Source organism: Lactobacillus corticis (genome assembly GCF_018327645.1).
GTDB lineage: Bacteria > Bacillota > Bacilli > Lactobacillales > Lactobacillaceae > Lactobacillus > Lactobacillus corticis.
On the sequence record NZ_BMAY01000003.1, the window covers coordinates 108,798 to 123,944 of the forward strand.

A 15,147-nucleotide genomic window follows, 5' to 3' on the forward strand; every position below is an offset into this window, starting at 1 on the left:
AAAGGTCTAGACATGTTTTAGGCATGTCCCTAAGCGTTTAATTCCTTCAACTATTTTGTCTGGAGAATTGCCGACGTAGCTTAAGCGGAAGCCATTTTTCTTTGAAGCACCGGCATAAACTGCACTTGCTGGAACATAGCATACTTGATACTTGGGCAAGACTGACTCAATTAAGAGCTTTCCAGCATCAAGCTTCTCTGGCAGTTCCACCCAAATAAAGAATCCGCCCTTCGGACTAGTTGCTTTAGCCCAGGATGGGAAGTAGTCCTTAATCGCTCCTAGCATTACCTTTTGCTTTTTTTGATAGTTTTGGCAAAGCTGCGCAATGTGTTGATCCAAAGAATTATCCGTCAAATAGCAACAGATTGAACGTTGCGTTATTTCTGGTGAGCATAAGTCGCTCGCTGCCTTTAATTCAGTAAGTTTACCAATAACGTCGCTCGCAGCGATGACCCAACCGGTTCTGAGCGCCGGGGAGAGAATTTTGGAAAAACTCGAAATAAAGATGACATGACCCGTTTGATCGAAACTCTTAATTGTTGGCAGCTGGCTTCCGGTGTAGGTCAAGTCGCGATAAGGACTGTCTTCCAGCACATATACTTGGTATTTGGCGGCTAGGTCTGCTAGTTGCTTGCGCCGGGTAAGGCTCATGCTGGTGCCGGTAGGATTTTGAAAGTCCGGAACCGTATAGATCAATTTAATCTCAGGGTGAAGTTCTAATTGTTCAGCTAATTTGTCAATCTCCATGCCGTTTTCATCTAGCGGAATTTGATAATAGTTAGGCTGATATTGGTCAAAGACATTGAGCGCTCCCAAGTAAGTAGGCGATTCAACGGCGATTCCGCATCCCTTTGAAAGAACCATTTCAGCAATTAAGGTGATGGCTTGCTGGCCGCCTTGCGTGATCAATACGTTTTCAGCTTGGGCATTAATTTGGCCATCCTTCTGGCAACGGTTTGCCAGTTGCTGACGTAGCTGCAAATTTCCTTGTGCTGAATGATATTGAAAAACTCCCCGATCTTGACTAATAGCTTTTTGATAGGCCTGGGCTAGGGCTTTTTCTGGGAAAAGGGCGGGATCTGGCAGTCCGCCGGAAAAGGCAATTACTTCAGGATTGTCGGCCATGGTCATAATGTCATTTAAATCTGTATCTTTTTTCTCAGTTGTTTTCTGCATCTTTGTGCCTCGTTTTTCATTTACTCTATGTCTAGTATGTTAGAATGAATTCATAATTAAGTAAAACTCAACATTTTCAATTAAAAGTGAAAATTATTCAACTAAACAACAAAGGAAGCAGATCATGGCACATTTTAATTACCTGGTTTTTGCCAAAGTAGTCGAGCGTGGGACTTTTTATCAAGCTGCTAAAGAATTAAAAGTGACCCCTAGTGCGGTCAGCCACTCGATTAACCAATTAGAACAGAATTTAGGTTTTCCGCTCTTGCGAAGAAATCGTTCAGGCGTTGAATTGACCCAAGATGGGGCCGCAATTTTGCCTTATGTGCAAGAAATCTTAAACTTAGAGCACAATTTGGAACAGGAGGCCAATAACATTCGCGGCTTGAATTCCGGAGTAGTCAGAATTGGGGCCTTTTCTAGTATTTGCATTAACTGGTTGCCCGAAATAATTAGAAATTTTAAGAGTCGCTATCCTAAAATCAAGGTAACGATAGTGCAGGGAACATTTAATGAAATCGCCGAAAAAGCCCGAATTGGGGCCATCGACCTGGGCTTTACGGCTTTGCCGGTTACCCAAAATCTGAAAGTAATCCCTTTGATCAATGATCCAATCTACTGCATCACGCCAAAGGATTTTGAACCTAAAAATAGAAAATCCATTACGCAAGCAGATATTTCGGGCAAGAACTTTATTTTGCAGCAGATTGACTATGATCGTGATACGAAAAAGGTGTTGGATGACTATCAAGTTACCCAGAATTCATTGACTTTCTCAATTGACGACCAGTCAATTTTAGCCATGGTAGAATCAAATTTAGGTTTAGGAGTTTTGCCAAAATTGGCCTTGAACAAAATTAAAGGCGACGTTAACGTGTTTGATTTTGACCGTAAATATGAACGGCATATTGCTTTGGTAGCCAACAAAACCCAAATGCTGGCACCAGCGCCGAAGAAAATGATGAAATTAATGCAGGAATATTTGACCAAGCGTTACGGGGATGAATTATTGTGGAAATAATTATTATTGCTGGGGATATAAAGGCTTGAAACCTTTGGCCCTTTGACGTATCCTAATAAGTAATTACGAAGACCAAGACTAGTAGCTGTGATGATTGAGTCCAGGGAGAGCAGCCAGATGACTGAAAGCCGCTCCAAAGTCAGCAGTGAATTTCATCTTGTGAGTAGGATCTAATCAATTCCGGTATCCGCCGTTATAGGAATCTTAAAGTGCAGCTGGATAGGCTGAACTAGGGTGGTACCGCGAAGCTTCGTCCCTATTTGGGATGAAGCTTTTTTGTTTTGGAAAGGGAAAGTAACTATGGACTTATTTGATAAGCTGGTAGAGCTTCGTAAAGATGGCTTAGCCAAAATCAAAGAGGCAACTGATGAAAAGAAGCTTAACGAAGTACGCGTTGAGTTAGTTGGTAAAAAAGGCGAACTGACTAAGATTTTGCACTCAATGAAAGAAGTAGCCCCCGACAAACGCCGCGAAGTTGGTCAACGGGTGAACGAATTGCGTGACCTGTTCAATGAACAGTTAGACGGCACCAAAGAAGAAATTCTTAAAGCTTTGGCCCAAAAAAAGCTTGAAGAAGAACGCATTGACGTTACCCTGCCAGGCAAGCGGGGCCATGTTGGTTCAAAACACCCAATTTATTTGATTTTGGATGATTTGGAAGCCTTGTTCATTGGCATGGGTTACCAAGTTGTGCAAGGGCCAGAAATTGAAACTGACCACTATGTCTTCGAAATGATGAACTTGCCTAAGGACCACCCGGCCCGTGACATGCAGGAAACTTTTTACATTGACAGCGAAAACCTGCTCCGTTCCCAAACTTCCGGTGACCAGGCACGGGTTTTGGAAAAGCATGATTTTGCAAAAGGTCCGTTAAAGATGGTTGGACCTGGTAAGGTTTATCGGCGTGATGATGATGATGCAACCCACTCTCACCAATTTATGCAAATGGAAGGCTTAGTCGTAGACAAACATGTGACGATGGGCGATTTAAAGGGAACGCTTGAAATGATCGCCAAGCACGTCTTTGGTGCCGACCGAGCAACGCGTTTGCGTCCAAGCTACTTCCCATTCACTGAACCATCAGTTGAAATGGACGTTTCTTGTTTCAACTGTGACGGCAAGGGTTGTCCGATTTGCAAATATACTGGTTGGATTGAAGTTTTAGGTGCCGGGATGGTTCACCCGAACGTCTTGGAAAATGCCGGGGTTGATTCATCTGTTTATGGCGGTTTTGCCTTTGGTGTCGGTCTTGACCGGTTTGCAATTTTGAAGTACGGCGTTGACGACATCCGTGATTTCTACACCAACGATGTCCGCTTTTTAGGACAATTCCGCAAGGAGGATAAATAATGCTTGTTTCATATAACTGGTTAAAAGAATTCGTTGATATCGACGATTTAGATGTTAACGACTTAGCTGAAAAGATTACCCGCACCGGGGTTGAAATTGCTGATGTTGCCCACCCAATGGCCGGACTGAAAAAATTAGTCGTTGGTTATGTTGAAGAATGTGTAGCAATTGAAGGTACCCACTTGCACAAGACTTTAGTTGACGCTGGTCAAGATGAAAAATTGCAAATTGTCTGCGGTGCGCCAAACGTTGCTGCTGGTGAAAAGGTAATCGTGGCCTTGCATGGAGCCCGGATTGCCGGCGGACACAAGATCAAGCGGGGCAAGATCCGCGGGATTGAGTCAAACGGCATGATCTGTGGCTTGCAGGAAATCGGTTTTAACGAAAGCGTTGTTCCGAGCGAATTTGTTGATGGCATCTATGTTTTCCCAGCAGATGCTGATGTTAAGCCAGGCGAAGATGTTTATGAAGCTTTAGGCATGGATGATTACATCTTCGACTTTGATATCACGCCAAACCGCGCCGATACTTTGTCAATGGAAGGTGCAGCTTATGAAGTAGGTGCCATTGTTGATAAGCCGGTTAAAATCGAACCAGTTGTTTTAAAAGAAGACGGCGCTGCATGGACAGATAGCTTCAGTGCTGAAATTGACCAAAAGCTAGCTCCTAAGTACTACTTGCGCAAATTTAGCGGCATTACGGTCAAGCCAAGTCCTTTGTGGATGCAAACTCGTTTGTGGAATGCTGGTATTCGGCCAATTAACAACGTCGTTGATATTACTAACTACGTCATGCTGTTAACCGGCTTGCCAATGCATGCCTATGATGCTCGAACTTTTAAAGACCATCAAATTGGCGTTCGCTTAGCTGAAAAGGGTGAAAAATTCACCCTGTTGAGCGATAAGAAGATTGAATTAGATGCCCAAGACATCGTGATCACTGATGGCACTAAACCAGTTGCCTTAGCCGGAGTAATGGGCGGATTAAACTCGGAAATTCAACCTGATACCACGGATGTCTACCTGGAAGTTGGGGTCTTTGATCCAACTTTAATCCGGAAAGCTGCCTTGCGCCATGCTAACCGGACGGAAGCTTCTAGCCGGTTTGAAAAAGGCGTCAACTGGGACAATTTGGAAAAAGCCGAAAATATGGCAGCATTGCTTTTACGCAATGAGGCAGGAGCAACGGTTGCTCAAGGCATTTTAAAGGCTGCTGACCAGCAAAAAGAACCGACAGTAATTAAAACCACTGTCAGTTACATTAACAAGGTTCTGGGTACGGAAATCAGCGCTGACGAAATGAAGCGGATTTTCGATCGCTTGAACTTTGAGAGCAACTTTGCCGGCGACGAATTAACGGTTAATGTTCCAGCCAGAAGATGGGATCTGGCAATTCCAGCAGACCTAGTTGAAGAAGTAGGTCGTTTGTATGGTTATGACAATATTAAGTCAACCCAACCGCTTTTGGCTGAAACTCACGGCGGCTACAGCGAAGCTGAAACCAAATTGCGCCGGGTCAAGTCTATTGTTCAAGGACAAGGCTTGATGGAAGCAATCTCCTACTCGCTGACCTCGCCAGAAAAGGCACATGCTTTTGTCAAGGAAGCAAAAGCCGATGCCAAGATCAAGATGCCGCTTAATTCAAGTCGGTCAGTCATGCGCCAAAACTTGCTTGAAGGTTTGCTTGATGCTGCCAGCTACAACTTTGCGCGCAAAGAAAATGAGCTCTTCCTCTTTGAACAAGGCCGGACTTACGACCGCGAGGGTGGGGAGTTCCATGAACATGAACATTTAGCTGCCCTTTACTCTGGTCATGTTTATGCTGACAATTGGCAACATGAGGACCGCGAAGTTGATTTCTACTTTGTCAAAGGTCAATTGGAAGAATTGTTCATTAGCTTAGGAATTAAGGGAGTTTCTTATCGGGCTGAAGCAATTAGCGGGATGCATTTAACCAGAACGGCCGGTATTTACCTCGATGGTGAATATTTAGGCATGATCGGCATGATCGCCCCATCTTTGACCTTCTTAGATAAAACTCTGCGTGGACATGAAATTTACGCCTACGAGCTTGACTTAGACGTTTTAAGCAAATATCAAACCCAAGGCACCAAGGCTGTACCGGCTCCTAAATTCCCAGCCATTGAGCGGGACTTGTCAATTTTGGTCAGTGACAATCTCACCAACGAAGATGTGGAAAAGGTCATCCGCGAAAATGCCGGCAAGTACCTGACTAAATTACAGGTAATTGATGTTTACCAAGGTGAACATATTGAAAGCGGCAAGAAGAGTTTGGCATATAATTTAACTTTCAGAAATGACCACGATACTTTGACTGACAGCGTCGTAAGCAAGGCAATGGAAACAATTTCAGAGGCTTTAATTGCAAAACTAGGCGCAAACATTCGTTAGTGGTTGACATTCAGCAGCTAAATCAATATTATTGATCAGTGCATAGAAATTTTGATTCGTAGGAGCGAAAATATGGCTGAGAAAACATATCCAATGACTGCTGAAGGCAAAAAGAAGCTGGAAGCAGAATTAAAGGAACTTAAATTAGTTAAGCGTCCGGAAGTTATTAACCGGATTAAAGTAGCACGTTCATTTGGCGACTTATCAGAAAACTCTGAATATGACGCTGCTAAAGATGAACAAAGCCACTTGGAAGATCGGATCAAGCAAGTCGAAGAAATGTTAAAATACGCCGACGTGGTTGATGCCGATAGTGTTGATCCAAATGAAGTCTCAATTGGCAAGACAATTACCTTTACTGAGGTTGGTGAAAGTGATTCTGAATCATACACAATTGTCGGAAGTGATGAATCAGACCCATTGAGCGGGAAGATTTCTAACGATTCACCAATTGCCAAGGCTTTAATTGGTCACAAGAAAGGGGAAACCGTTTCTATTTCAACCCCTGGTGGCAAGTTTGATGTTGTTATTAACGATGTCAAAGCTGAATAAGTTGCTATAATAAGAGTCGGAACAAGTTTTCCGGCTCTTATTTTTTCAGGAAGGGAAATTATTATGCGTAAAGTAGGAATTATTGGAATGGGTCATGTTGGGGCAACCGTTGCTTTTGACTTATTCACTCATGGTTATGTTGATGAATTGGTTTTACTAGATAAAAACGAGGCCAAAGCAGAAGCGGAATATAATGACTTAAGCGACACCTTAGCCCGTAACGACTACTATGTCAAATTGAAATTTGGCAAGTGGGATGATCTAAGGGATGCTGATATTATCGTGACTGCGTTTGGCGATATTAAGGCTTCGGTTGAAAGTGGTGACCGCTTTGCTGAATTGCCAATTAATATGAAGAATGCCAAAGAAGTCGGGGCAAAGATTAAAGCTAGTGGCTTCAATGGTATTTTGATCAATATTTCTAATCCTTGTGATGCAGTCAGCGCTGTATTACAAAAGGTTACTGGTCTATCGAAAGATCAAGTTTTTGGAACTGGGACCTTTTTGGACACAGCCCGCATGCAACGGATTGTAGGCGAAAAGCTGCATGAAAATCCTAAAAATGTTGAAGGTTGGGTGCTTGGTGAACATGGCTCGAGTCAATTTACGGCTTGGTCAACTTTACGGGTTAACAATCGGATTGCTGCCCAATTATTTGATGAGCAAACCCAACAAGAGTTATCTGATCAGCCAAACAAAAATTCCTTTAAGGTTGCACGCGGCAAGGGCTATACTTCGTATGCCATTGCGACTTGTGCGGTCAAATTAGTCCAAGCTGTCTTTACTAATGCTCGGATGTACGAACCGGTTTCGGTTTATTTGCCGGAATATAAGACCTATGTTGGTTATCCTGCCATTATTGGATCAGATGGGATTGAAGAGGTCCTGAAGCTGCAATTAACTAGCAGCGAACGCGAAAAGTTGGCTGGTTCAGCTGAAAAAATCAAGCATAACTTAGAAAAGTACGCTGATTAAAAATTTGCCTAAACAAAAACCCCTTAATTAGGTTTTGTCCTAATTGAGGGGTTTGTTATTTTAGAAATTCGTTTTTTAACGATCTTCGTGGTTAGTGAAGTAGCGGTAGTCCTTAGACTTGTCAAAGATGACGCCGCGAGCATTTTCACCGTTTGAAACTGAGAAGGTTGCTTCAGGGTACTTGCTCTTGACTTCATCTTCAATCAAGCCCCGCATCGTGGCATTGTTAGCCAAAACAGAACCAGTCAAGGCGATCTTCATTGGTTTTGGATCTTCATACCGGTCTAAGCCAATTAAAATATCCCGAGCCAATAAATGTGCTTGCTCAGAAATCACTTGGGCGGCATCCTTGTCGCCAGCATCAGCTAATTTGGCAACGTGCACAGCCATCCCGGCTACTTCTGAATTGTTCATGCGATAGAATTTAGCTGGGCAGTCACCCATGGTTTCTACCTTCAGCAATTCAGTGAACATTGGGATTAAGCCGTTTTCTTCACGCTTATCCCAGCTTAACAGGGCACTTTGCATGGCAGCCCGTGCAATGGCGTAGCCAGAACCTTCATCGCCTAAAATGTTGCCGTAGCCACCGACAGCAATCAGGTGACCATCTTGCAAACCGTTATATACCGAACCAGTTCCTGCGATTACCAAAGCACCGTCATCGCCTTCAAGACCACTGTAAAGTGCTAAGAGTGAGTCGGTAATTGCGCGAGTTGGCAAGTTGTTGATGCGTGATGAAATTGTGGCTGCGACTTCTGGCGCATTGCCCACTACGGATAAGCCAGCAATTCCGGCTAAGACGCGCATGCAGTCGCCATCAATTTTGTCTAATAATTCATTGACAACAGCTGCAATGTTGTTGATGCCACCTTCATAATCTGCGTTAATTTGACCAGGGCCACCTTCAGCTCGACCTAGTTCCTTGCCAGCCATATCATAGGCAATGGCAGTTGAGTGGGTACCGCCCGCATCTACACCAATAAGATATTTAAGAGTCAATTCAAATACTCCCTTCATTTACTTTTGTTAATAAAATTGTTTTTAACCGCTTTTAATTTTAGCTAACTATTGCCGGCTGGTCTAGGCTTTTTCTCTTTGTTACCGCTAAACAATTTGCGAGCAAGCAAAAGCCACAAGCCAGTAAGCAAGCTGATCAAAATTCCGCCAATCAAGTGCCAAGGCACGTAGACATAAGTTATTCGGTGCCGGCCGGCAGACAAGTTCACCGAAATAAATGCTTTGGCAAATAAGTGAGTAGTCAGCCGTTTGCCATTATCATAGACCTGCCAGAATGAACTATAAGGAATAGTCGATTTTAATTTGGTCGCCTTGCTGGTGGTAAAAGTACTGGTTTTTAGACTTAAAGCACCAGTTTGCTTGGTAGTTGGCTGTTTTTGATTGAAGCGCTGCAGCATTTTTTGTAAATCTTGTTGGTTGAAATGCCACAAGACGGCTTGATTCAAATTCAGGCTATTGGAATTGAAAGTTAGTTTTAGCGTTAATTTTTGCCCTTTGGCCATCCGGGCTAAATTGATCAATTGATATTGGTCATCGCGCGTTGTATTGTCAAGTTTTACCCCATTTAGGTAAACGCCCACGGAATTATTATTCATGCCGCTAGGCAGTTCAAGATAATAGCTGTCATTGTCTTGAGGAGTAAAAGTGAAGCTGACCGAGGCCTCATTTTTGCTGTTTTTCCTGTCATATTGCAGCCAGCTTCCAGGCCACTTGCTGGCGTTTTGCGTCTGAACCTTGGTCGGCCAAGCCAAAGAGTGGAAAAGCGTCAATTTTTTGCCTAAGATATTGCCCAGCAGGTTGGTCTGGTTGACAATTGGCGAATTCTCCTTAAATGCCACCTGGTTGCTGGTATTGCTGATAAAGGTCAAAGGCAAGCTGGCTGCTTGGTAAAGCACAAGTTGTTTTTGGGTATTAATAATCTTATTGCTGTTAACATCGATCCGATAATTGCGATTATCATAATTCATCAGCTGGCTCGTCTTAACGCCGCTTCGGTTGGAATTAGGGATAGCATAATATTTAACGCCCAAGATAGCATCGGTGATCGGCGTGCCGCCATGGTTAGTGTAGGAGTTGCTGTTATGGTAGTATCCCAACTGTTTCATCAAGTTTAAGGTTTGCTGATTGGTGATGGAGTTAAAGTTGGCAATTCCGTTGTAATTGTCGGAAAAGCTATCATCATCGCTTCTGAAAAAGGTTTTATCGAAACGGAAGAAGGTCTTATCCCGCTGATTTACGTAATTCGTCGCTTTTTGCATATTTTCCGTGAAATTAGTGTAGGCACTATTTTGTTGGAAAGAGATGTGGTCAAAAGACCAAACCAGGTTAAAGCCGGCTTCTGTAGCAACTAAGACGTAAAGTAAAGCCAAGCCATACTTTCGTTCTTTAAAAAAGAGCAGGAAGAAAAGCGCCAGGACGGCACAAATGCTGGCTAAGAGCATCGCGTTTTGGTTGATAAACGCTACCGATTTGGCACTTGCTGCCCAATAGCTGACTAAAATAAAGGCACAGGCCGCAATTATGTAAAATTGCCATAACTTAAAATTACGACTGGTGGCTAGGAAATTGACTGCTAATTCCAGCAGCCAAAAGACTACGACAAAACTAAAGCGAGCTGGGTACCAAACGGGGAACTGGCCCATGTGCCAAATAAGCACCAAGGGGGTAAACCATAATGAGCAGAACATGAATAAAAGCAGCAGCCCATTTGCCAGTCGTTGGCGAGCAGCTTGTGCTTGGTTAAAGAAATAGGCTAAGGCCATTAAAAACAGGGGAACGGTTAGGTAAATGTTGGGCCAGCCAGCCTCCATTTCATGGTAATTGTAGGCCCCATCGATTAATTTTAAAAAGGCTTTAAACGGCATGAATTGCCAGCCAAAGGTCCACTTGGTATTGCTTGAAGCTTTTCCTTGCAGCAGTTCGATAACCGAAGGAATTAAAACAAAAGCTGCCAGCATGCTGCCATAAAAGCTTTTTAAGAGATAGGCCCGAAATTGTGGCCAGCTCCAAGTTTGGGCGAATTGTTGGGTGAGAAAATACAAGAAGCCAAATAACAAAGCCATATAGCCGGTGTAGAAATTAGTTACCCACAAGGCCCAGGTTATTAAAATTAAATGGTTTTTCTTCCCGGCCATCAATTGATCAATTGCCCTAATTAATAGGGGCAAAAAGACCACGCTGTCTAACCACATGAGGTTTAGGTAGTTGGCTACTACATAGCCGCTGATTGCGTAAGCACAACTAGCAGCTAGGGCTGCAAACTGATTGTGATATTTATTATTCCAGTAATAAAAGCTTGTTAGGCCACTAAAGGCGACTTTGGCAGTAATGACTGCTAAAATTGCTTGGGGCAGCATTTTTTGCGGGAATAAAAACAAAATCAAATTAAACGGACTCATCAGGTAATAAGTCATGGTACCAATAAATGAGTTGCCTAAACCATTTTGAAAAGTATAGATTAGTTCTAAAGGATTTGAAAAAAGCTTAGCTCGGAAAAAAGCTAAGAAATCCACGTACTGTTGACCAAGGTCCACGGTCATGACATTATTGTGATGCATGAGAAAATAGCCAGCAAAAATAGCGGCTGGGACAAACAAGGACAACAAGTAAAACAAGTATTTTTGATATTTTGAATGTTGGTTCATACGATTAAAAAAATTCTAAGCCTTTCTATCAAGATAGAATTGGAATCTGCTTTTTGATACAATACAATCAAGTTTAGTAAGGGACGATTGTTGTGAAATATTTCAGAAAAAACAGCGGAACCGGCTCTAAGGCTGCCGCTTCAACACCGTTGAGAATGAGAATCATTCTTGGCGTCATCTTTATTTTATTTTCTATGTTAATAGCACAGTTAGCTTATTTGCAACTGGGCTATGGGGCTCAGTTTAAATCTGAGGTTAAGTCAACCGACACGAATAAGGTTTCCGGTCAAGTACCGCGGGGCGTGATGTATGACTCCCATGGGCGGGTGCTGGTTGGCAATAAGGCTACTAATGCTATCACCTATACCAAGGGTTCATCCACCAGTAGCTCAGACATCTATAAAATTTCGAATGCCTTAAGTAATTATATAAAACTTAGTGGCAAAAGTCTGACTAAACGGATGATTGCTGATTATTATTTGGCCAATTCAGCCAACGAAAGTGCCGAATATAAGAAGCTTCCTAAGAGCAAAAAATACGATTCGGATGGAAATGAACTAAGCTCATCGAAGGTAAATAATTACTTAGTGGCCCAAGTTGAAAAAGAAAATATTAAACTAACCACTAAGGAACAGACGGCTGCTGTAATTTACAATAAAATTTCCGGTGCCTACAGTTTGTCAACGATTTACATTAAGAATAAAGGCTTGACCAGTAAAGAAGTTGCTCTGGTTGGTGAGCACTTGTCAGACTTGCCAGGGGTCAGCATTGGGACCGACTGGCAACGGACGTATCCAAATGGGACGTCAATCCAAGGAATTATTGGGACCGTTTCAACTGAAAAGAGCGGTTTGCCAAGTGATTCGCTTAAGTACTACTTAGCTCAAGGCTATTCGCGGAATGACCGAGTTGGGACTTCCTATTTGGAAAAAGAGTATGAATCCTTGCTAAAGGGGACAAAATCAGAAAGCACCGTTACAACCAAGAGTGACGGCACGATCAAACAATCTAAGACTGTTTACAAGGGTGAGTCAGGGGCAAGTTTGGTCTTAACGATCGATGCCAAATATCAGCAAGAAGTTCAATCGGCTTTAAAGAGTGTTTACCAAAAGGCGATTAGTGCTGGTGCGGCAAATTATTCAAATGGGGCTTATGCGGTGGCAATGAACCCTAATACCGGTGCGGTCTATGCCATGGCCGGTCTTAGCCGGGACACTTCAACCGGAAAATTGACAGCTAATCCGCTAGGCGTAATTAACCAATCCTTCGTAATGGGTTCTGCCGTTAAAGGGGCAATGGTTAGTGGTGGTTTGATCAATAAGGTAATCACGCCAACTAATAACACTTTATCGGATACGCCAATTTACCTGCCAGGTTCAGCCGTCAAGAAGTCAATTTATCCAAAAGGGACCTTCTCATCCTTGGATGCTGAAACAGCTTTGGAAGTTTCATCAAACATTTACATGATGCGGCTAGCCTTGAAATGGGTAAAGGCGCAATATGAAGCGCACACTTACATTTACATGCCTAAGACCGCCTTCCAAACCTTGCGGCGCAACTTTGCCATGTTTGGTTTAGGACAAAAGACTGGTATCGACTTGCCAGGAGAAGTTTCCGGAATTGAAGGGGACTCTTACAATTCGAGCGGCAATATTCTTTCTGGTTCCGTGCTTGACTTGGCCTATGGTAACTATGATGCTTATACTTTGATTCAAATGGTGCAATATGTTTCAACCATTGCCAATGGCGGCTACCGCATGCAGCCATATGTTGTGCAATCGGTTGGCAAAACCACGGATAAAGGCAATAAAGTTAAGATTACCTGGAATAAAAAGCCAAATGTGCAACAACGGATTCCTTGGACTAGTTCCGAACTTAACGTCGTTCGTACAGGGTTCTACCGCGTAGTTCACGGAACCAATGCTTGGGGAACTGCTCATACTTTAAAGAGCGTTTCGCCTTCAATTTCTGGTAAAACTGGTACGGCGCAGGTTTACTACTACAATCCGAAGAAACCAAATAAGAGTTACAACATCGAGTTGATTAATGCGACCTTTGTGGGTTACGCGCCATCCAATAATGCTAAATTAGCGATTGCGATTATTTTCCCAGGACTAGATCCTGAAAAAGAAGGGACGTACACTTTGCAAATGGCGAAAGCGATGGTTCAGAAGTATTTCAAACTTTATCCGAATAAATAGCAAAGAGTCCTAGCATTAATCACAGAAAAATGATAGACTTGTAAAAGTCAGAATATTTATACTAGGTGGTGAAAGAAATGGCAGATAACATCATTTTGGAATGCACCGAATGTGGCGACAGAAGTTACTTATCAAAGAAGAACAAGCGTAAGCATCCGGAACGTTTAGCTTTGAAGAAGTATTGCCCAGTTGAAAGACAGGTAACGCTTCACCGTGAAACTAAGTAATGAACCAAAATTGCAGGCGAGTCTAGCCTGCTTTTTTTGTTAAAGGGAGTGGAACTGATGGAGAAAAAAGAATTACGCAAGCAGCAAATTGCTAAACTGCAAGCTTATGCCGAAACAGCTGAAAAAAAGCGCGAGGATCAGCTTTTGCTGGAGCGCTTGCTTAATTCCGACTTGCTTGAAGGCGCAGAAAAGATCGGCGTGACTTCAAGTTTGAATTTTGAAGTTGATACTTCCAGGTTAATTGCCTCTTTATGGGATCAGGGCAAGGAAGTCTTTTTGGCTCGGGCAAATTCTGATCGGACCATGGACTTTTTAGCCTACAACTATAATACAAAACTAAAAGTCTCAAAATTTGGCGTTAGCGAAGTTGCTGATCCCCAGGCACAAATTGAAAATGATTTGGATGTGCTGGTTGTTCCGGGTTTGGCTTATGACTGCACAAGCCACTATCGGCTTGGTTTTGGTGGCGGCTATTATGATCGCTTTTTGGCTAAGCATCAAGTAAAAAGCCTGGTCTTAGCTAATTCTAAAATGATTTACCAAAAGCCTGTGTGGCCAGTTGAAGCATTTGATATGCCAATTAATTATCTGGTCACAACTGAAGAAATCATAGGTGATTAAATGACTTCAATTCGACGAAAAGATTATTTCAATATGACCAATGCCATCTTGGTGGTATTGTTTGTGGTTTTTTTAGTAGAAACCTTCATGGGTGGCTCCGAAAATACGACCGTTTTATACAAAATGGGGGCCATGTATAACCCATTAGTAGCAATCAAGCATCAATTTTGGCGGCTCTTTACTGCGCAATTTTTGCATATTGGGATTCTGCACATTGCCTCAAATGCGATCATCATTTTATATTTGGGACGAATGATGGAACCTTTTATGGGGTCATGGCGGTTTCTTGCCTTGTATCTGCTGTCAGGGATCGGCGGAAACTTAATGAGCTTTGCCTTTGGGTCAGATTTGGCCCTAAGTGCAGGAGCTTCGACGGCTCTGTTTGGTCTATTAGGGGCACTGACGACCTTGCTGTTTACTAGTGACCGCCGGCTGGCTACAGGTTATGCAGGTCGCCAAGCCTTGTCGCTAGCGGTTTTAAACATCGTGATCGATTTATTCATTAGTGAAATTGATATTTGGGGTCACGTTGGCGGCTTTATTACGGGCTTTTGCCTGATGAGTCTCATTACTACGCAATATCACGGCTTATATCGGCGCACTTTTAAAATTTTGTCAGCAATCGGCATAGTGGTATATGTAATCGTGACTTTAAGATTAGGAATGAGGATTAATTTCTAATGAAGCTTCGGACGCTATATGATGTGCAACAGCTGCTGGAAAAATACGGAATCCTAGTTCACCTCGGAAAACGAATTTGGGATATCGATATGATGGAAATCGAGCTAGATAATATTTATAAAGCAGGCGTGATGGACCAACATGATTATTTGCGCGCAAAATTAGTATTGCGACATGAGCATGATCTTGAGGAAAAGTCTGACGGGAAAATCTAGTCAAGAATGTGAATTAGCGTTATTATATTTTAAGTAAACTATATCGAAGGGAATA

Annotated in this window: 13 protein-coding genes; 10 read left to right on the plus strand and 3 right to left on the minus strand. The window is 42.8% G+C overall.

Annotated elements, in window-relative coordinates:
- Positions 1–6 precede the first annotated feature (6 nt).
- The gene (locus tag KI210_RS02850; protein WP_212780381.1) at positions 7–1,176 is read right to left on the minus strand and encodes an aminotransferase-like domain-containing protein; all 1,170 of its coding nucleotides are present in this window, start codon (positions 1,174–1,176) and stop codon (positions 7–9) included.
- Between the two features lie 124 nt (positions 1,177–1,300).
- Between KI210_RS02850 and KI210_RS02855 the strand changes: the two genes are divergently transcribed.
- The 5 genes from KI210_RS02855 to KI210_RS02875 all read left to right on the plus strand — a co-directional run bounded on the left by KI210_RS02855 (position 1,301) and on the right by KI210_RS02875 (position 7,485).
- Positions 1,301–2,197, plus strand: a complete 897-nt coding sequence (locus KI210_RS02855) for a LysR family transcriptional regulator (protein ID WP_212780382.1) — start codon at positions 1,301–1,303, stop codon at positions 2,195–2,197.
- A gap of 300 nt (positions 2,198–2,497) precedes the next feature.
- Positions 2,498–3,547: a phenylalanine--tRNA ligase subunit alpha gene (pheS, locus tag KI210_RS02860; RefSeq protein ID WP_212780383.1), complete on the plus strand. Its 1,050-nt coding sequence runs from the start codon at positions 2,498–2,500 to the stop codon at positions 3,545–3,547.
- Positions 3,547–5,958, plus strand: a complete 2,412-nt coding sequence (pheT, locus tag KI210_RS02865; protein ID WP_212780384.1) for a phenylalanine--tRNA ligase subunit beta — start codon at positions 3,547–3,549, stop codon at positions 5,956–5,958. The genes pheS and pheT overlap by 1 nt, the downstream gene beginning before the upstream one ends.
- Before the next feature lie 72 nt (positions 5,959–6,030).
- Positions 6,031–6,510 (plus strand): transcription elongation factor GreA, encoded by a 480-nt coding sequence (greA, locus tag KI210_RS02870; RefSeq protein WP_212780385.1) that lies wholly within the window; start codon positions 6,031–6,033, stop codon positions 6,508–6,510.
- Between the two features lie 63 nt (positions 6,511–6,573).
- Positions 6,574–7,485 carry an L-lactate dehydrogenase gene (locus KI210_RS02875; RefSeq protein ID WP_212780386.1) on the plus strand — a complete coding sequence of 304 codons (912 nt, stop codon included), beginning with the start codon at positions 6,574–6,576 and terminating at the stop codon, positions 7,483–7,485.
- A gap of 75 nt (positions 7,486–7,560) precedes the next feature.
- On the opposite strand, the gene KI210_RS02880 is transcribed toward KI210_RS02875, so the two are convergent.
- Together KI210_RS02880 and KI210_RS02885 are read right to left on the minus strand one after the other, a co-directional pair.
- Positions 7,561–8,484, minus strand: a complete 924-nt coding sequence (locus tag KI210_RS02880) for an N-acetylglucosamine kinase (RefSeq protein ID WP_212780387.1) — start codon at positions 8,482–8,484, stop codon at positions 7,561–7,563.
- Between the two features lie 62 nt (positions 8,485–8,546).
- Positions 8,547–11,147: a YfhO family protein gene (locus KI210_RS02885; protein WP_212780388.1), complete on the minus strand. Its 2,601-nt coding sequence runs from the start codon at positions 11,145–11,147 to the stop codon at positions 8,547–8,549.
- 92 nt (positions 11,148–11,239) lie between these two features.
- On the opposite strand from KI210_RS02885, the gene KI210_RS02890 reads away from it, so the two are divergent.
- From KI210_RS02890 to KI210_RS02910, 5 genes are all read left to right on the plus strand, one after another.
- Positions 11,240–13,348: a peptidoglycan D,D-transpeptidase FtsI family protein gene (locus KI210_RS02890; protein WP_212780389.1), complete on the plus strand. Its 2,109-nt coding sequence runs from the start codon at positions 11,240–11,242 to the stop codon at positions 13,346–13,348.
- Between the two features lie 77 nt (positions 13,349–13,425).
- Positions 13,426–13,575, plus strand: coding sequence for a 50S ribosomal protein L33 (rpmG, locus tag KI210_RS02895; protein ID WP_212780390.1), 150 nt, complete (start codon positions 13,426–13,428; stop codon positions 13,573–13,575).
- 57 nt (positions 13,576–13,632) lie between these two features.
- Positions 13,633–14,196, plus strand: coding sequence for a 5-formyltetrahydrofolate cyclo-ligase (locus KI210_RS02900; RefSeq protein WP_212780391.1), 564 nt, complete (start codon positions 13,633–13,635; stop codon positions 14,194–14,196).
- Positions 14,197–14,877, plus strand: coding sequence for a rhomboid family protein (locus KI210_RS02905; protein WP_212780392.1), 681 nt, complete (start codon positions 14,197–14,199; stop codon positions 14,875–14,877).
- The gene (locus tag KI210_RS02910) at positions 14,877–15,092 is read left to right on the plus strand and encodes a YqgQ family protein (RefSeq protein ID WP_212780393.1); all 216 of its coding nucleotides are present in this window, start codon (positions 14,877–14,879) and stop codon (positions 15,090–15,092) included. Before KI210_RS02905 ends, KI210_RS02910 begins: the two co-directional genes overlap by 1 nt.
- Positions 15,093–15,147: the final 55 nt, after the last annotated feature.